This is a genomic window from Paraburkholderia lebeckiae, from assembly GCF_050436325.1.
Lineage (GTDB): Bacteria > Pseudomonadota > Gammaproteobacteria > Burkholderiales > Burkholderiaceae > Paraburkholderia > Paraburkholderia tuberum.
The window spans coordinates 339,574-357,248 of sequence record NZ_JBNDLZ010000002.1; the positions used below are offsets into that span (position 1 = coordinate 339,574).

The following is a 17,675-nucleotide window of genomic DNA, read 5'->3' on the forward strand; positions in this document are numbered from 1 at the left end:
CGCGATGCCACGCTCGACCAGTCAACCCCCGCCCACCCTCGCCGCCGACGCCGCCGACGCCAGCGCCGTCGCGCGGACGCACGCGCGGCGTGGCTATCAACTGGTCGTGATTGGCGGGTCGGCGGGCGGCATCGAGGTGCTCAACGTGCTGCTCGCCGCGCTGCCCGCGCGCTTCGCGGCAGCCGTGATGATCGTCGCGCATCTGCCGCCCGATTCGCCGAGCTATCTGGTGCCGGCGATCGCGCATCGCTGCGCGCTGCCGGTGCTCGAACCCGATGCGGGGGAGTTGATCCTGCCGGGCCGCGTGTACGTCGCGCCGCCCGGTTATCACATGCTCGTCGAAGTGGACCGCACGGTCGCGCTGTCGACCGCCGCGGCGGTGCGCTTCTCGCGGCCGTCGATCGACGTGCTGTTCGAATCGGCCGCCGCGGTGTACGGCGAGCGGCTGCTCGCGATCCTGCTGTCCGGCGCCAACGACGACGGCGCGCACGGGCTCGAACGCGTGCGCGCGCTCGGCGGCACCGCGTGGGTGCAGGACCCCGGCAGCGCCGGTGCACCGGAGATGCCGCGCGCCGCGATCGAGCGCGGCGCGGCCGACGCGATCTACAATCCCGCAACCCTGGCGAAGCGCCTTGCCGCGTTGCCGACTTCCCTCTGATCCGGTGCCATGACGAACTCACCTGTGAACATCCTGATCGTCGACGACATCGTCCACAACATCACCGCGCTGGAAGCCTTGCTCGCGCGGCCCGACGTCGCGGTGCTGGTCGCCGACTGCGGCACCGCCGCGCTCGATCTGCTGCTCAAGCACGAAGTCGCGCTGGCGATTCTCGACGTCAATATGCCCGGCATGAACGGCTTCGAGCTGGCCGCGCTGATGCGCGGCAGCCCGCGCACGTCGCAAGTGCCCATCATCTTCCTGACCGCGACCGCGCAGGACGCGTCGCGCACGTTCCGTGGCTATGAGGCGGGCGCGGTCGACTTCCTGTACAAGCCGTTCGATCCGCGCATCCTGCAATCGAAGGTCGACGTATTCGTGCAGTTGGAGCAGCAGAAGCGCCAGCTCGCCGCGCAACTGGTGACGACGCGCCAGATGCTCGAAGCGAACGAGATGCTGATGGCGGTGCTCAGCCACGATCTGCGCACGCCGCTCGGCGCGGTGCTGGCGTCGGCGGAATACCTGATGCGCACGGCCGCCGACCAGCAGGCCGCAACCGTCGCCTCGCGCGTGAAGAACAGCTCCCTGCGCATGGCGCGGATGGTCGATCAGCTGATGAACCTCGCGCGCCTGCAAGGCGGACGTCTGCCGTTGCAGCCGCGCTCGATCGAACTCGCGACGCTGTGCCGCTCGGTCATCGACGAATTCGCATCGCAGAAGAGCGGCAAGCAGATCGTGTTCGCCTGCACCGGCAATACGGCCGGCGCGTGGGATACCGATCTCGTGTGGCAGGCGGTGTCGAATCTCGTCAGCAACGCGCTGCATCATGGGGCGTCGGAGGGCGATATCGGCGTCGAGGTCGATGGCGACGCCGAGGATTGCGTGCGCCTGAAGGTGTCCAATCGCGGCACGATTCCGGCGGAGGTGTTTCCGCATCTGTTCAAGGCGTTCGTGTCGAACGGCAACCGCGCGCGCTCGCGCGAAGGGCTCGGGCTCGGTCTGCATATCGTGCAGCAGATCGCGCGCATGCATGGCGGCGACGTCAGCGTCGTATCCACGGTCGAGTCCGGCACGACCTTTACGATCGAATTGCCGAGGACGGTGGCGTTGCAGCGGGGGGCGCTTACCCGGCGATAAAGCATCGCCAGGCCGGCGATCACGCCGGTGGGCCACCGCGCGCCCGCTGTGCTACGCTTGCCGCAACCCAATTCACGCAGCGCAAGCACGAATCCCCATCATGCGTTCCTGGCGCCTCGCATCACCGCAGCGCAGCGGTCAGATCAGCACCGCGCTCGCCACCGAGCTCGTCATGGCGATCTCCCACCCGGATGCCGACGCGCTCGCCGCGAGCATTCTGCTGACGGTTGGCGAATCGTTGTCGCTGCCCGTCTCGCAGTGCACGATCTTCGCGTATGAGTTCGACGCGCGGCCCCGTACGGTGTCGGCGGCCGACCATCGCGGCGGGCATTTTCTGCGCGACGTCGCCGAACGCTACGCCGCGCATTTCTATGCGCTTGACGGCAATCGCGCGATCATCGGTCCATCGAACCACAGCCGGCGCACCGCTTCGCGCGATGCGCTGGTGCTGCATCAGCAGCGCGGCGACGAAATCGAAAACGAAGCGTACCGCGCGGCCTGCTACGCGCAGCCGAACGTATCGGACCGGCTGTCGTTGCTCGTGCAGCCTGCGGATAGCGTGTGGCTGTCGATCAACCTGTATCGCGACCGCGCGTACGGCGTATTCGCGCCGGGCGAACTGGAGCGGATCGAAAGCGTCGCGCCGCTGTTCGCGCATGCGGCGAAGGGCCAATACGCGCTGAACGGGCAACATCAGCACGGCACCGGTGCGGCGATGCTCGCACGCGTGCGGCGCGCATGTCCGACGCTGACGCCGCGCGAGCTCGACGTGTTGCGTGGCACGCTCGATGGCGCGAGCGCGGCCGAGATCGCCGGGCAGATGGGCGTGAAGCCAGCAAGCGTCGTCACGTACCAGAAGCGCGCGTACGCGCGGCTCGGGATTTCTAATCAGCGGCAACTGTTCGCGTTGTGTATGCAGCCCTAGCTGCACATATGTCGAAATTCGCGCCGAAGCGCGCGTCGCATCGCGCTTCGAGTCCGCTTCAACTCCGCTTACCCCGCGCCTCGACCTGCGTCTCCCGATCCCAGCGTTTCAACCACGGCATCACGAAATCGGCGAAGCCGTCGGCCGATGGCGACAGCGCACGCTCGGTCGACCGATACACGCACACCTCGCGAATCGTTTCAGGATCGACGATACGCTTCATCACGAGCCCGAAGGTCCGAGCGAGCGGTGCGACATAGGCTGGCGCGAGCGTGACCGCCAGCCCTTGCGCGGCGAGGCCGAACGCGGTGGTCACGTTGTCGACGACATCGACGGGAATGATGCGCGCCTCGACCGGCAGATTGGCGAGCATCTGGTCGACCGCGCGCTCGTGGTCGCGGCCGGTCGCGACGATCGGCACGTCGCGCAGATGCTGCCACTGCACGCGGCGGCGCGCGGCGAGCGGATGCGCGGCCGAGCACCACATGACCCACGGACTCGCGAACGCGGGCTCGGAGCGCACGCGCGGCCCGCTTTGCCGGTCCGGGCCGATCGCGAGATCGATGTCGCCGCTCTCGACGCGCTCCACCAGTTGCTCGACCACGGTATCGCAGACGCGCACGACCACCTTCGGCCTGTCGCGCGCGTATTCGGCGATCGCCGCGGGCAGCGCCGTCGACGCGATAACGAGCGGCGCGCCGACCCGCACGATGCCGGCCGCGCGGTTGCGGATATCGTCGGCGGATTGGGCGGCTGCGCGCACGTGGCGCAGCACCGATTCGGCCGACGCCAGAAAGTCCCGCCCCGCGCTGGACAGCGCGACGCGCCGCGTGGTGCGATCGAACAGCCGGAAGCCGAGCTCCGTTTCGAGTTCGGCAAGCAACTGGCTGACCGCCGACGAGGTCAGCCCGAGCCGCTGCGCCGCCGCGCCGATGCTGTGCAGATCGACGATGGCGAGGAACGCTTCGAGTTGACGGATCGAGACGCGGGTAAGAGGCATACGATCGATTCTAAAGAAAAACTTACGAATCGTGAAAAATCGATTGATTGTGCGCGGCACGCCGACGACCGACACTCGTGCGGGTCGACTTAGCCCGGCAAACCCGCTTAGACTCAAGGTTTGCCCTGTCGTCCCGAGGCGCGCGGACGACCGCTACAACAGGCCTGCAGAGGCCGTCTTCAAGGACCCGTCATGTTCGACCATATTCCCGCCTATCCGGGCGACCCGATTCTGAGCCTGAACGAAGACTTTCAGCTGGACCCCCGGCCGAACAAGGTCAACCTCAGCATCGGCATCTATTTCGACGACGCCGGCAAGCTGCCGGTGATCGACGCGGTGCGCCGCGCCGAAACCGCGCTGCTCGACGCGATCGGCCCGCGCTCGTATCTGCCGATGGCGGGTCTGCCGCTCTATCGCGACACCGCGCAGGCGCTCGTGTTCGGCGCCAACAGCGCGGCGCGCGCCGAAGGCCGGATCGCGACGCTGCAAACGCTCGGCGGCTCGGGCGCGCTGAAGGTCGGCGCCGATTTCCTGAAGCGCTACTTCCCCGGCTCGCAGATGTGGATCAGCGATCCGAGCTGGGAAAACCATCGCGTGGTGTTCGAAGGCGCGGGCCTCACGGTCAACACCTATCCGTACTACGACGCGCAAACGGGCGGCCTGCGCTTTGCCGAAATGCTCGCCGCAATCGACGCGCTGCCGGAAAAGAGCATCGTGCTGCTGCACGCGTGCTGCCATAACCCGACGGGCGTCGATCTGAGTCCGCCGCAATGGGCGGAACTGGTGCCGGTTTTGCAGCGCCGCAAGCTGATCGCGTTCGTCGACATGGCCTACCAGGGTTTCGGCGCGGGCCTCGAAGAAGACGCCGCGCCGGTGCGGCTGCTCGCCGACGCGAACGTGGCGCTGATCGTCGCGAACTCGTTCTCGAAGAATTTCTCGCTTTACGGCGAGCGCGTCGGCGCGTTGAGCGTGGTCTGCAAGAGCGCCGACGAAGCGGCGCGCGTGGCGGGCCAGCTGATGTCGGCGGTGCGCGCGAACTACAGCAATCCGCCGACGCACGGCGCGCGCCTCGTCGCCAACGTGCTCGCCGATGCGACGCTGCGCGCGTCGTGGGAGGCCGAGCTCGGCGCGATGCGCGAGCGCATTCTGGCGATGCGCAAGGTGATCCACGCGGGGCTCGACGGACGCGTCGATGAAGTGATGCGCGCGCGCTATGTCGCGCAGCGCGGCATGTTCACGTATACGGGCCTGTCCGAAAGCCAGGTCGAGCGTCTGCGCAACGAATACGCGGTGTACGTGCTGCGCTCGGGCCGCATGTGCGTCGCCGGGCTGAACGCGCGTAACGCGGACTATGTCGCGTCGTCGATAGCGGCGGTTGTGTCGGGCGCCTGAAGCGGTCCGGCGCTCGGGCCGCTGTTGCGGCACGCGCGAATATGATGGGCGGCGCGCACGGGCGCGCCGTCACAACGACAATCATGGAGACACCGACGATGGCCACGACCCTCGAAGCGCAACCGGCGAGCCCGCCCAGATCGGCCGCGATGCATCCGGACGAATGGCAGGCGCGCGTGCAACTCGCCGCCTGCTACCGGATTTTCGATCTGCTCGGTTGGACCGAGATGATCTACAACCACATCACGCTGCGCGTGCCCGAAAGCGTCAGCGGCGCCGAGCGCCAGTTCCTGATCAATCCGTTCGGGCTGCACTACAGCGAAGTGACCGCGAGCAATCTGGTGAAGATCGACGCGCAGGGGCGCGTGCTCGACGGCTCGCCGTATCCGGTGAATCCGGCTGGCTTCGTGGTGCATGCGGCGATTCACGAGGGCTTGCCCGACGCGCACTGTGTGATGCATACGCATACGACGGCGGGCGTCGCGGTCGCCTGCCTCGAAGAGGGCCTGCAGCAGACCAACTTCTATAGCGCGCAGTTGCACGACCGGATCGCGTATCACGACTTTGAAGGCATCACGATTCATGCGGAAGAGGGGCCGCGGCTGCTCGCGCATATCGGCGACAGGCAGGCAGTGATCCTGCGCAACCACGGTCTGCTATCGTGGGGCCGGACGTTGCCGCAGACCTTCGCGATTCTGTGGACGCTGAATCGCGCGTGCGAAGTCCAGGTGGCGACGTTCTCGATGGGCCGCGCTCGGCCGGTGCCGGAGGAGGTCGCGATTCGCTGCTCGCGCGACGCGCTGCAGTTCGATCCGCGCCACGGCGCCGGACAGGACGTGTTCGATGCGCTGGTGCGGCGGGTCGACCGGATCGATGCGAGTTTCCGGCAATGATTGAAGCCACGCGTCAAAGAGCGCGACAATCAACGCTGCAATAATCACAGCAACAGGCAAGGATTCAGGCGATGAAAGTAGCGATCTACGGCGCCGGCTCGATCGGCGGCTGGATGGGAGTGAAGCTCGCGCAGGCGGGCCATCGGGTCAGCGTGGTCGCGCGCGGCGCGACGCTCGACGCGGTGCGCCAGCATGGTCTGCGGCTGATCGAAGGCGGCGTGATCTACGCCGAGCAGGTGAAGGCGAGCGACAAGCCGGCCGATCTCGGCGTGCAGGAACTCGTCGTGATCGCGGTGAAGGGCCCGGCGATGGCGAGCGTGGCCGCGCATATCAAACCGCTGCTCGGCCCCGAGACGATCGTGCTGACGGCGATGAACGGCGTGCCGTGGTGGTTCTGCGACGGCCTGGGCGGCGAACTCGCCGGCCAGCGCCTGAAGACGATCGATCCCGACGGCGCGATCACCGCCGCGATCCCCGCCGCGCAGACGGTCGGCTGCGTCGTGCATGCCAGTTGCCTGATCGACGCGCCCGGCGTGGTCCGGCATCACCAGGGCAACGGACTGATCGTCGGCGAGGCGTCGGGCAAGCCGAGCGAGCGTATCGAGCTGCTCGCCGCGCTGTTGCAGGCGGCGGGCTTCCATGCAACGGCTTCGGCGCAGATCCAGCGCGACGTGTGGTTCAAGCTGTGGGGCAACATGACGATGAACCCGGTCAGCGCGATCACTGGCGCAACGACCGACCGGATCCTCGGCGACGAACTCGTGCGCGGTTTCGTCACGCACATCATGCTGGAGGCGAAGGAAATCGGCGCGCGCTTCGGCATCCCGATCGACCAGGCGCCCGACGACCGTCACGCGGTCACGCTGAAACTCGGCGCGATGAAGACATCGATGTTGCAGGACGTGCAGGCCGGCAAGGCGGTCGAACTCGATGCGCTGGTCGGCGCGGTGCGCGAACTCGGGCAACTGACGCGCGTGCCGACGCCCTATACGGATGCGTTGCTCGGACTCGCGCGGCTGCATGCGAGTACGTTGGGCTTGTATCCGAGGCAGTGAGGTCGGTCTGCCAGCGCCCGTTTTGTTGTGATGGCTGTAATTCCCTCGCACTGCTGCGGCATTGCCGTTACCGCCTCTAGCGAACCGCCTCCAGGGAGGCGGTTTTTTTGCCCGCGCTAGGCCGTGGCGGCAGCCGGCAGCTTCGCCGCTTCGATCAACGACAACGCGCGCCGCGAATCGTCGAGTTCGGTCAGGCATAAGAGCGCGAGGCGCGCGAGATACAGCGACGCCTGCGCCTCGCCTTCGTGGGTCAGCGTGTTGCACAGCGTCGTATAGACGAGGTCGAGATCGGAATCGGTCATGATGTCGAAGGTCCTTGCGCGTTAGTTCTGCCGTGTCAGCGTGGCATCGAGCGCGCGCAGAACTGCCGCCGCGCTGCCGTTGCGCCAACGCGCGAGAACGTGGCCGTCGGGGCGGATCAGATAGACGGTGCCGGGCTGTGCGTCGAGCATGTCGTGCAGGCGGCCGGTTGGGTCGATCGCTCGCGGGCTGTTTGCCGATTGCGCTTCGGCCGTGACGATATCGATCAGGTTGAACGGAACGCCTTGGTGGGCTAGCGTGCTTTGCAGTTGCCGCCACGCGTCACCATCGTTCGCGAGGTCTGCGTCGAAGCGCAGCGCCGTGAAGCACGGTCCGAGCAGATCGGTTAGATGAATGCCGAGCCGTGCGCCATCTTGCGATTGTTTGAGCAGCCTGCTCTCGGGCAGCACGGTACCCGGCGCGGGGCCGCGATCGAACGCATCGGCTCCGTCGCCTGCGAAGTTCAGCGGCGATTGCCGATACGCGATCGCATGCGTCTGGCGCGGATTGATCAGCGGCCGCACCGCCGCATGCCGTTCGGCGAGCCCGAGCACGGCCGTGCGCAGCAAGTCGAACGCGAAGGTCGGCGGCGCCATGAATTCGGTACTTTTCATGCCATAGCTCAGGTTCTCGCGCGCCGCGTACACACGTTCGTCGCTATAGCTATCGAGCAGCGCTGGCGACGCGCTGCCATTGATCACGCAGCCGAGCTTCCAGCCGAGATTGTCGGCGTCGTCGATGCCGGAGTTCGCGCCGCGCACGCCGAAGATCGGCACCAGATGCGCGGCGTCGCCCGCGAATAGCACGCTGCCATGCCGATAGCGTTCGAGCGTCAGCGCATTGGCCTTGTAGATCGTGATCCAGATCGGCGACCACGCGCCGGCTTCGCCCATCGAGTCGAGCAAGTTTTGCACGCGCGGTATCACCTTCCCGGGCAGCACGGCGTCGTCGGGGTCTTCGTCGTCGCGTAACTGATAGTCGATGCGCCACACGTTGTCAGGCTGCTTGTGCACGAGCACCGTCGAGCCCGGATTCGACGGCGGATCGAAGTACGCGAGCCGTTCGGTCGCGCGCGTGCTGTCGAGTTCGATATCGACGATCACGTAGCGGCCTTCGTAGGTCGTGCCTGTGAGCTTCAGCCCGAGCAGGTCGCGGATCGTGCTGCGTCCGCCGTCGCAGGCGACGACCCACGCAGCGTCCATCTGCCAGCTTTTGCCTTGCGGATCGGCAGGATCGGCGCTGCGCAAGATCAACGTCGCGCCGCCCTGCGGCCGTTGCTCGAGGCCCGTAACACGCGTTTGCCAGCGCACGTCGATCAGATCGGCGTGCCGTTCGATCTCGTCCAGCAGCAACTGCTCGATCTGATACTGCGCGATATTGATCATCGGCGGTAGCGACTGTTCGTCGTCCTGATGCATCGCGAAGCGGAACACCTCGGTGTCGCGATAGAAACTGCGCCCGCCGGTCCACGCCAGCCCCTTTTGCAGAAAGCCGTCGACTACGCCGAGCCGCTTGAAGATTTCGAGGCTGCGTCGCGAAATGCAGATCGCGCGACTGCCGGTGCACACGCTGTCATCCGCCTCGATCAGCACCGAGCGCACGCCCTGGCGCGCGAGCGCAAGCGCGAGCGTCATGCCGACCGGACCGCCGCCGACGATCGCGACGGCGCGCGCTTGTGGATCGCGTCCGTCGATGAGCGGCGGCACCGCGGCCGGATAGCGGCGCGGGGCGAACGGATAGGGCTTGAACGGGCGGGTCATGCGTGTCTCCAGTTTTCTTGCGTTATCGGACCAGTATGCGTCAGCGTTCGCGCGCGGCTGTCCTCATTTTGGGTACAACACCGCGCGCGAACGTGACGAGTGGTAGAGACCGGGACCTTCGCCGCTCGTTAGCCGTCCAGGCAGGCGCGCAAGCTCCGCGCGAGGTGGCCCGCTTCACCTGCATTGGCGATGTTTGCGAAGCCCATCACAACGCCACGCGGCGTGCGACGGGTGCGACCATTCGCGTACCAGACCGAGAGCGGCAGAACGGCGAGCCCCGCTTCGCGGGCGCGCGCCGCAACCGCGACGTCGTCGACCGGGCCATCAGGGCCCTCGACGAACTGTGCCGCGAACTGGATTCCCCCTGGCGGCAGTTCGACGCTCAGCCGTTCGCCGAACGCCTGCTCCAACGCGCGCACGATCAGCACGCGCCGCTCGGCGTATAACGCACGCATGCGCTTCAGATGTCGCGCAAAATGCCCCCGCTCGATGAAGTCCGCCAAAGCGGCCTGCAACAAGGTTGGCGATCCGGCGTTCATGCTGCGCGCCACCCGCCCGACGCGCTCGACGGCCCGCTCCGGCACCACCGCATACGCGAGCCGCAAGCCGGGAAACATCACCTTGCTGAATGTGCCGCAATAGATCACGTGATCGTGACGATCGAGGCTCTTCAATGCCGGCAATGGCCGGCCCAGATAGCGGAACTCGCTGTCGTAATCGTCTTCGACGATCCAGCTGGACGCTTGCTCTGCCCAGCCCAGCAACGCCATGCGTCGGGGGAGCGATAAGGTGTGCCCGAGCGGGCTCTGGTGCGACGGCGTGACCACCGCGAAGCGCGCCTGCGCATCCAGCCGTATGCCGTGTTCGACGTCGATCCCTTCTTCGTCCACCGGCACTGCGACGAGCTGCACGCCGGTTTCGGCAAGAAAACCGCGCGCGAGCAGATAACCCGGATCTTCGTACCACACGCTGTCGTTCGGGCGGGCGAGACTGCGCAACACGAGCTCGAGCGTCGCACGGTAGCCGCCCGTCACGAACACCTGGTCCGGCAGGCAGGTCACCCCGCGCGACAGCCCAAGATACGTGGCGATGTGTTCGCGAAGCGGCCGGTAGCCGGCAGGATCCGGGTACGCGAGCATCGAGCGCTCGCCGCTGCGCGCGCGATGCGAAACGAGACGGTTCCAAGCCTTGACCGGAAACGCGTCAAGCGCGGGCAGCCCGGGTTGCAACGGCCGAGGCTCGCCGCTCATGGCGGCGGCAATGGCAAGCTGGCGCGGCGCCGGTTGAGCGCCGTGCGATTCGCCTGGCGTCCGAGGTGCGGTAGCCGCTTTTACGCTCTGCGTGCCGTTCGAACTCTTTGTGCTTTGCGTACGCGAGCGCGTCACTGAAGCTGGCAGCGAGGGCGACACGAACGTGCCAGCCGCACCGCGCATCTGCAGGTAGCCTTCGTCGACGAGGACCGTATACGCCAGTTCAACCGTGCCGCGCGCCATGTTCAGTTGCGTAGCGAGGCTGCGCAGCGCGGGCACGCGATCGCCTGGACGCAGATGCCCTGCGGCGATCGCGGTTCTGAAGCGCGCGCAGATCTGCAGGTAGATCGGCAACTGGAGCTGCCGATCGATATCGACGGTGAATGCGGTAGGCGGTACGGTCATCACGGTCTTGCCGGCAAGCAGACCGGAATCAGGATGTCCTGGTCCGATCGACAATTCTTGGCACTTTTCGATAGTTCATGATCTTCTCACAATAGCCTCACACGATGCGACGGCGGCGAGTTCTTTGCCGCGATGCAACGGCCGCCAGCCGCCTGCCCGTGTCAACTGACTCTCATCTGGAGGATGTGCCATGAAGATCGTCGTAATCGGTGGTTCCGGCCTGATCGGATCGCGCCTCGTCACGCTGCTCGGCGAGGCGGGTCACGAGGCATTTGCTGCGTCGCCGCGTACCGGTGTGAACGCCGTGACGGGGGAAGGTCTGAGCAACGCGCTAGCGGGCGCGGACGTCGTAGTGGATGTGGCGAACGCGCCTTCCTGGGAGCCTCAGGCGGTGCTCGACTTTTTCCGCACGTCGACGCGCAACCTCGGCAAAGCCGAAGTGGCTGCAGGGGTACGCCATCACGTCGCGCTTTCCATCGTCGGCTGCGACCGCACGCCGGAAAATGCGTATTTCGTTGCCAAGGTCGCGCAGGAAGAGGCGATTGAAGCGGCGGGCGTGCCCTATACGATCGTGCGCGCGACCCAGTTCATGGAATTCATCGGCGCTATTGCTGATTCCGGCACAGAAGGCGGGACGGTGCGCGTTGGGGACGGACTGTTCCAGCCGATAGCCGCGGATGACGTCGCAGCGATCCTCGCGCAGGTCGCTCTCGCCACGCCACTGAACGGTACAGTCGATATCGCGGGCCCGGACCGTGAACCGTTTGCCGCCATCATCAGACGTTATCTGAAGTCTGTCGGCGACCCGCGCCCTGTTGTGACGGATCAAGGTGCCCGCTATTACGGCGGCCGCGTCGAGGAACAGTCGCTCGTACCGCTCGGCGACGCGCGGATTGGCCGCGTGAGCCTGGACCAGTGGCTGGCGCAAACTGAAAAGCGGTGATTTCAGGTCGATGCGAAACCAGAATCAGCATGTCTGCGTTTTGCTTGATATTGGCTATCGACTCGGTTGGCGTTGAAGCCGAGCGAAAAATTTCCCGGGCAAAGCATGGCCCGGATCGATACGCTGGTCAACAACGCCGGCATTTACTTTGGAAAGCCTTTCGCTCAATACACCGCTTAAGACTACGCGGCGGTGATGAACGTGAACATGGCGGGGTGTCTATCACGTCACGCAACTCGCCGTCGCCGAAATGGAAAAGCAATCCAACGGGCACGTGGTCAGCGGTGTGTTTTCGGTACTGGTAGCCCTGACGACAGGCGGGCTGAACGCCGCCACGAAGTCACTGGCGATCGAGTACGCGAGGAAAGGAATTCGCGTGAATGCGGTCGCGCAGGAGATCATCAAGTCGCCGATGCACGCGCCGGAAACACGTGAGGCGCTGGGCGCCTTTCATCCGCTGGGGCGCATGGGCGAGATGAGCGATATCGCCGACGCGATTCTCTTACTTGAATCCGCACCGTTCATCATGCGAGAAATCCTGCACGTCGACGGCGGTCAGAGCGCCGGTCGCTAGCCTTCCTCGGGCACCGTAAGCCGGTGCCCTTTCGTCTCCCGATAGCGAATACAGCATTCGCCAGGTCCCGGGATCGCGCCTTGCACGTCAAGCGCCTTTTTGCGGATCCTTTCTCGGTCAGTGGCGTGAATCTGTTCGAGAACCGCTATGAGGTGAAGACGCGGTCCCTCACTGATGTTTGTTCGAGCTTCCGCGGTGCCAGTGCAGCATCCGGGCCGACGAGCTTCCACCTCGGTTGGAAAAGCGCGGTTTCCCAACCGGTGGACGATCCGGCATCGACGTTTATGCCGCTCGCTTCGCAAATACATCCTTGAACACGGGCATCGCCGAAAAGACGTTCGGCCAGCCTGCGTAAAACGCGAGCTGCGTCAGCATTTCGGACGCCTCGTCCTTCGTCAGACCGTTGTCCATCGCACGGCCGAGGTGATACGGAATCTGAGCGACCTGACCGCTGGCAACCAGGGCGCTCACGGTGACCAGGCTCCGGTCGCGTGGAGCGAGTCCTGGACGCAGCCAAAGGTCGCGGAAAAGCACATCGGTCGTGTACTGAACAACGCCGGGAGCGACCGAGCCGAAGCTTTGCTCGACCGCCAGCGCACGCTGTTGCTCTGCGACTTCGTTCAGTGGTAGCGGCTCGACATCGGCCCGAGGGATCTGATCGATACCGATGCCACGTTCATCGAAGATACACTTCGCGACGACAGCCGCTGCGGTCGCATTTCCCCAGCCGGAATAGAAGGCGAGGTGCGTGATCATTTCCGAAATCTCGGCAGGCTTCACACCGCTATCCAGCGCCAACCGGAAATAGAACGGCATCTCGATGGTCTGGTTGCGGGCGATGAGCACCGACAGCGTCACGATGCTTCGGTCTCGCGATGACAGTTGCGGCCTCTTCCAGAGGCCGCCGAGCACGGTCTGGTCCGTATGACGCGCGAATGCCGGAGAAACGGGAGTGAAATCAACTTGTGACAATGAATCTTGCATGTTTCCAGTCCTTTCCATTGAGGTACAGGCAGCGAAGATAAGCGCCACGGCTGTCGCCGTAACGACGCGCGCCAGCAGCCGCATTCTGGATTTGCCGCGCACAAAAGTGCACGCGTGCGGCCTCATGAACCGCATTACACCTGCTCGCCGCTGCCGAGGTACTGCTCGTCCGTGACCTTCTCCAGCCACTCGACGTTCTTGCCGTCGAGCGCTTCCTGAATGGCGATATGTGTCATCGCGGTCGTCGAAGTTGCGCCATGCCAATGCTTGTGGCCACGCGGGCACCAGATCACGTCACCAGCCCGGATTTCGACGCGCGGCTCGCCTTCGCACTGGGTCCAGCCACAGCCGGCCGTAACGATCAAAGTTTGGCCGAGCGGGTGGGTATGCCAGTTAGTCCGCGCTCCCGGCTCAAAAGTGACGCTCGCGCACGAAACGCGTGCCGGCGGAGGCGGAGCGTTCAGCGGGTCGAGCCGCACCGTGCCCGTAAACCATTCTTCAGGGCCTTTCTTCGAAGGCTGGGAGCCCGCGCGTTTCAATTCCATTACTGATCCTCGTCGGTATCGTCGGGGTGATATGCCACTGCTGCTAATCTAACTCCTGGCAATTGATGCGACTAGATCGCAATATCGGCATGCCCTTATGCTGTGGAGGATTAATTGAAAGAGGATTTCAACGATCTGGTCGGCTTCATGAACGTCGCGCGTGAGCGCAACTTCACGCGGGCGGCCGCGCAACTGGGAGTCTCGCAGTCGGCCTTGAGCCGGACGGTTGCCGGCCTTGAAAAGCGGATGGGCCTTCAGTTACTGATGCGCACTACCCGGAGTGTCTCGTTGACGGAGGCAGGCGAACGGCTACTGGCCGCGATTGCGCCGCGTTTTCAGGAAATCGAAGCGGAGGTCGATTCTTTGCGCGCGATGACAAGCCGCCCAGGCGGAACTGTCCGGATCACGACCACCGACTACGCGGCAAACTCGTACGTTTGGCCGCGTCTGCAACCGTTGCTGCGCCAGTATCCGGACCTGAAGATTGAATTGATCAATGACTACGGGTTAGCCGACATCGTCGCGGATCGATACGACATCGGCGTGCGGCTAGGCGACCAGGTGGCCAAAGACATGATCGCGGTGCGAATCGCGCCTGACATGACGATGGCAATCGCGGGCTCGCCAGGCTACCTGCAATCGACCGCACCGGCGAAGACGCCGCAGGATCTAACGCTGCACAACTGCATCAATCTCCGATTGCCAACGCGAGATTCACTTCTGCCGTGGGAGCTACGGAAGGGGCGGCGAGAACTGCAGGTGCGGGTCGAAGGGCAGCTCACCTTCAATACTGTCTACCAGATGATGGACGCAGCGCTTGGCGGGTTTGGGCTCGCATACGTGCCCAAAGACCTGGCTGAGATGCACGTCCGGGCCGGGCGCCTGAATTGGGTGCTGGAAGACTGGTTTCCCACGTTCGTCGGACATCACGTCTATTACCCTGGTCGCCGCAAATCATCCCGGGCAGTCGAGCTTGTAGTGGACGCATTGAAGAGCGGTTATCAGCGTCGAGCGCAGTGACCGGCAAAGGGCGATCACGACGCAGATTTTCACCACTCCGGTCACGGCGTCAGCCCACCCGGCCTCAGCCGGCGCTGGCCGTCTGCGACGGCTGCCGCATGGGCTGCCCAGCCGTCGCCGCGTGACATGCCTCGATCATCGCGCGGAACGTCGGCGACGCATGCAGCTCCCCGCCCGCATCGAGTTCGACGCTGCCGTCCGGCGCGTCGCCGACGCCGACGCCGACGCCGACAACCAGCGTCGCGCGTGGCCGCCATTCGCGCGTGCGCCGCAGCATGTTGCGCAGGTACAGCGGCGACTCGGGCGCGTCGAGCGACACAATGCAGATGATCGATGTGTCCTTGAAGCTCGGCTCGTCGGCGCGCGCACTGCGATAGCCCGAGTGCGTCGCCATCAGCGGCGCGAAGCCCTGGCGGTTCAGCAGTTGCACGGCGATCGCGGTCGTCACTTCGTCGAACGCGCCGCGGCCGGGCACGCACAACACCGCGGCTTTGCCCGCTCCGTCCGGCTGTTGCGAGCGCGTGAGCAGATCGCTGCGGTATCGCTCCGTGGCACCCGCGCCCGGCGACGCCAGGTCCGGCGCCCCGGCAAGCAGCGCGTTACCCGCGTCCGCCGGTTCGGCAGGCGACAGCGAATCGCGCAGCCCTTCGGCGATATCGAGGTTCTCGACGATATCGACGAGCGCGTCGTTGATCCGCTGCAACTGGTCGGGCATCAGCACGCCGCGCTGCGCGTCGTTGCGCGCGAGCCGCAGGCCTTCGAGCGCGACCTTGTCGTAGTAGTCGATCAGCGACATCTCGCGCAGCAGCCGTTCGGCCTGCACGATCGCCTCGTGCGGATCGTCGGCGAGCAGGCGCTGATAGAAGTTCTGCGCGGGCGTCAGCGCGGGCTGATCGCCGAGCAGCACGGTCAGGAAGTTGAGCCGGTCCGCGTAGCGCCCGAGCGTGACGACGCACAGCGTGAGCGGCGTCGACAGCACGAGGCCGATCGGCCCCCACAGCCAGCTCCAGAAAATCGCCGCGACCACCACCGCGAGCGGCGACAGGCCCGAGCGATGACCATACAGCAGCGGCTCGGCGATCTGCCCGGCGACCACGTCGACGACGATGAACAGGATCAGCGTGAGGACCGCCATCGTCCATTGCGGCTGGATCGCGGCTGCGAGAAAGAATGCGAGGATCGCCGCGATCCAGATGCCGATGTACGGCACGAAGCGCAGCAGCGCGGCGATCACGCCGAACAGCAGCGCCCCCGGTACGCCGATGATCGCGAGCCCGATCGCGATGATGCCGCCCGCGCTCAGATTCACGCCGAGCTGCGCGACGAAATAGCGTGACAGGCGCCCGGCGGCGTCGTTGATCGCGGTAGTCGTGCGGTGCAGGTCGCGCGAACCGAACAGGCTGATCAGACGGTCGCGCAAATCCTCGCGCTGCAACAGGATGAAGATGGTCACGACGAGCACGATGAAGGTCGTCTCGATCGGCGCGATGGCCGGCGTCAGCGCGCGCTGCGCAAGTTGCACCGGCGTCGGCGCGGGCTCGTGCACCTCGACCTGTTGCGGCACCTGCGGCGCGTTGCGCGCGGCGCGGCCGGTCGGGCGCGGCGGCGCGGGGCGCGATGGCGCCACGCGCTGCAGCGCGCTGGCAGCGCTGCTCATCAGGGAGTCGGCGCGGCCCACGGTCTTTTCCTGCACGGTTTCGATCTTCTGCTCGATCGCTACCTGGTACTGCGGCAGCGCGTCCGCGAGCTGCACGAGCTGCGCGCCGATCAGCGCGCCGACCGCGAGCAGCGAGGCGAGAGCGAATAGCACCGCGATGAAGATCGACGGCAACTGGCCCATGTGCAGACGCCGCAGCATCTGCACGAGCGGCGCGAGCAGGAAGCTCAGCAGCACCGACAACGTGATCGGAATCAGTACCTCCCGCCCGAAGTACAGCCCGCACACGACCACCACGCCGGTGATCAGCGACACGAGGCCATGCAGGCCCGGCGTGCCCGGCGGGTAAACGCGGTTGGACCGCCCATGCGGCGGCGGTAGCGATATTTTCATGTAAGCAGAATTCCGGTTGGGACGCGTTGACGGCCGAGCGGAGCACTGGTCGTCAGCAAGACAGATGCCCGAATTGTAGGTGGTTTGGCGGGGTGGGGTGCTTTGCCACGTCGCCGCGAGCGGTAAGAGGCCGATTCAGATCGCCGGCCGCGCATCGTCTGGTTCCTGGAGGGCTGGTACGACGTACGCCGCCTGCACAGTAGGATTGGCTACCGTTTGCCGCTCGAATTCGAGAACGCCAACACCCAACGGCGAGATCGTGAGCGAAGGGCGACGCATGCCAGGGTCACCAAAGGCAACATGGCGTCAGCGGCTGTGGAACTTATCGACACATTCCGACATGCGACACGATGAACGCGTGCGCCGGTCACGCACCATGCATCGCGGGCTAATCGCAATGAGCACTGCAACTACGCACAGCGCATTGGTCAGAAGGCTGGAGCAGTTTTTTATTGCGTAGGCGATCGGGTCGTCGTGCATCTCACCGCGAAATGCAACCATCCAGACGCGGTTGATCCAGTACAGGAGCAGGCAACACAGAATCCACAGCCGATGGGGATGGCTGTACAGCACCGTCACGTCGGTGGATTTCATGTAAAGCGCAAGGACTAGCACTGCAACATAGCCCGAGGCCGATGCGAATGAGTGCTCGCCATCACGCCTTTGAAGAAGCCGAAATGCGAAGCGATCTGCTCTGCAAAGCATTGATCGCCTGAAGGTGCAGCGGTCAGGAAACGGGTTCAGCAGACCTTCCGTACTATTCTGTCTCGGTTTGTCGCGATAT

At 65.3% G+C, this 17,675-nt stretch carries 16 protein-coding genes and 1 pseudogene; 9 read left to right on the forward strand and 8 right to left on the reverse strand.

Annotated elements, in window-relative coordinates; genetic code table 11:
• Nucleotides 1-4: 4 nt before the first annotated feature.
• The 3 genes from OKW44_RS04545 to OKW44_RS04555 all read left to right on the forward strand — a co-directional run bounded on the left by OKW44_RS04545 (nucleotide 5) and on the right by OKW44_RS04555 (nucleotide 2,720).
• Complete coding sequence (locus tag OKW44_RS04545; protein ID WP_018425243.1) at nucleotides 5-658, forward strand: chemotaxis protein CheB; 654 nt, start codon at nucleotides 5-7, stop codon at nucleotides 656-658.
• A gap of 9 nt (nucleotides 659-667) precedes the next feature.
• Complete coding sequence (locus OKW44_RS04550; protein ID WP_026226667.1) at nucleotides 668-1,795, forward strand: hybrid sensor histidine kinase/response regulator; 1,128 nt, start codon at nucleotides 668-670, stop codon at nucleotides 1,793-1,795.
• A 100-nt stretch (nucleotides 1,796-1,895) separates the two neighbouring features.
• Nucleotides 1,896-2,720, forward strand: coding sequence for a helix-turn-helix transcriptional regulator (locus OKW44_RS04555; RefSeq protein ID WP_018425241.1), 825 nt, complete (start codon nucleotides 1,896-1,898; stop codon nucleotides 2,718-2,720).
• A gap of 58 nt (nucleotides 2,721-2,778) precedes the next feature.
• Here OKW44_RS04555 and OKW44_RS04560 read toward each other — a convergent pair whose 3' ends face one another.
• Nucleotides 2,779-3,720 (reverse strand): LysR family transcriptional regulator, encoded by a 942-nt coding sequence (locus tag OKW44_RS04560; RefSeq protein ID WP_026226666.1) that lies wholly within the window; start codon nucleotides 3,718-3,720, stop codon nucleotides 2,779-2,781.
• 192 nt (nucleotides 3,721-3,912) lie between these two features.
• Between OKW44_RS04560 and OKW44_RS04565 the strand changes: the two genes are divergently transcribed.
• From OKW44_RS04565 to OKW44_RS04575, 3 genes are all read left to right on the forward strand, one after another.
• A complete protein-coding gene (locus OKW44_RS04565; RefSeq protein WP_018425239.1) occupies nucleotides 3,913-5,112 on the forward strand; it encodes an amino acid aminotransferase in 1,200 nt (399 codons plus the stop codon).
• 98 nt (nucleotides 5,113-5,210) lie between these two features.
• Nucleotides 5,211-6,005 carry a class II aldolase/adducin family protein gene (locus tag OKW44_RS04570; protein ID WP_026226665.1) on the forward strand — a complete coding sequence of 265 codons (795 nt, stop codon included), beginning with the start codon at nucleotides 5,211-5,213 and terminating at the stop codon, nucleotides 6,003-6,005.
• 71 nt (nucleotides 6,006-6,076) lie between these two features.
• Complete coding sequence (locus OKW44_RS04575; protein ID WP_018425237.1) at nucleotides 6,077-7,060, forward strand: 2-dehydropantoate 2-reductase; 984 nt, start codon at nucleotides 6,077-6,079, stop codon at nucleotides 7,058-7,060.
• 116 nt (nucleotides 7,061-7,176) lie between these two features.
• Here OKW44_RS04575 and OKW44_RS04580 read toward each other — a convergent pair whose 3' ends face one another.
• From OKW44_RS04580 to pdxR, 3 genes are all read right to left on the reverse strand, one after another.
• Entirely contained in the window at nucleotides 7,177-7,362 is a 186-nt protein-coding gene (locus tag OKW44_RS04580; RefSeq protein ID WP_018425236.1) for a hypothetical protein, read from the reverse strand.
• A 21-nt stretch (nucleotides 7,363-7,383) separates the two neighbouring features.
• Nucleotides 7,384-9,120, reverse strand: a complete 1,737-nt coding sequence (locus OKW44_RS04585; protein WP_018425235.1) for an FAD-dependent oxidoreductase — start codon at nucleotides 9,118-9,120, stop codon at nucleotides 7,384-7,386.
• 128 nt (nucleotides 9,121-9,248) lie between these two features.
• Nucleotides 9,249-10,775, reverse strand: coding sequence for a MocR-like pyridoxine biosynthesis transcription factor PdxR (pdxR, locus tag OKW44_RS04590; protein WP_026226664.1), 1,527 nt, complete (start codon nucleotides 10,773-10,775; stop codon nucleotides 9,249-9,251).
• Nucleotides 10,776-10,965: 190 nt separating this feature from the next.
• On the opposite strand from pdxR, the gene OKW44_RS04595 reads away from it, so the two are divergent.
• Together OKW44_RS04595 and OKW44_RS04600 are read left to right on the forward strand one after the other, a co-directional pair.
• On the forward strand, nucleotides 10,966-11,718 hold the full coding sequence (locus tag OKW44_RS04595) for an SDR family oxidoreductase (protein ID WP_018425233.1): 753 nt from the start codon (nucleotides 10,966-10,968) through the stop codon (nucleotides 11,716-11,718).
• Between the two features lie 111 nt (nucleotides 11,719-11,829).
• A pseudogene (locus tag OKW44_RS04600) lies at nucleotides 11,830-12,292 on the forward strand (SDR family NAD(P)-dependent oxidoreductase); the annotation flags it as partial.
• Nucleotides 12,293-12,574: 282 nt separating this feature from the next.
• Here OKW44_RS04600 and OKW44_RS04605 read toward each other — a convergent pair.
• Both OKW44_RS04605 and OKW44_RS04610 read right to left on the reverse strand, forming a co-directional pair.
• Nucleotides 12,575-13,276 (reverse strand): carboxymuconolactone decarboxylase family protein, encoded by a 702-nt coding sequence (locus OKW44_RS04605; RefSeq protein WP_018425231.1) that lies wholly within the window; start codon nucleotides 13,274-13,276, stop codon nucleotides 12,575-12,577.
• 134 nt (nucleotides 13,277-13,410) lie between these two features.
• Nucleotides 13,411-13,821, reverse strand: a complete 411-nt coding sequence (locus tag OKW44_RS04610; RefSeq protein ID WP_018425230.1) for a (R)-mandelonitrile lyase — start codon at nucleotides 13,819-13,821, stop codon at nucleotides 13,411-13,413.
• Nucleotides 13,822-13,935: 114 nt separating this feature from the next.
• Between OKW44_RS04610 and OKW44_RS04615 the strand changes: the two genes are divergently transcribed.
• Nucleotides 13,936-14,841 (forward strand): LysR family transcriptional regulator, encoded by a 906-nt coding sequence (locus OKW44_RS04615; RefSeq protein WP_018425229.1) that lies wholly within the window; start codon nucleotides 13,936-13,938, stop codon nucleotides 14,839-14,841.
• 64 nt (nucleotides 14,842-14,905) lie between these two features.
• Here OKW44_RS04615 and OKW44_RS04620 read toward each other — a convergent pair whose 3' ends face one another.
• Together OKW44_RS04620 and OKW44_RS04625 are read right to left on the reverse strand one after the other, a co-directional pair.
• Nucleotides 14,906-16,891, reverse strand: coding sequence for an AI-2E family transporter (locus OKW44_RS04620; RefSeq protein ID WP_018425228.1), 1,986 nt, complete (start codon nucleotides 16,889-16,891; stop codon nucleotides 14,906-14,908).
• 306 nt (nucleotides 16,892-17,197) lie between these two features.
• Complete coding sequence (locus OKW44_RS04625; protein ID WP_018425227.1) at nucleotides 17,198-17,485, reverse strand: hypothetical protein; 288 nt, start codon at nucleotides 17,483-17,485, stop codon at nucleotides 17,198-17,200.
• Between the last annotated feature and the right edge of the window lie 190 nt (nucleotides 17,486-17,675).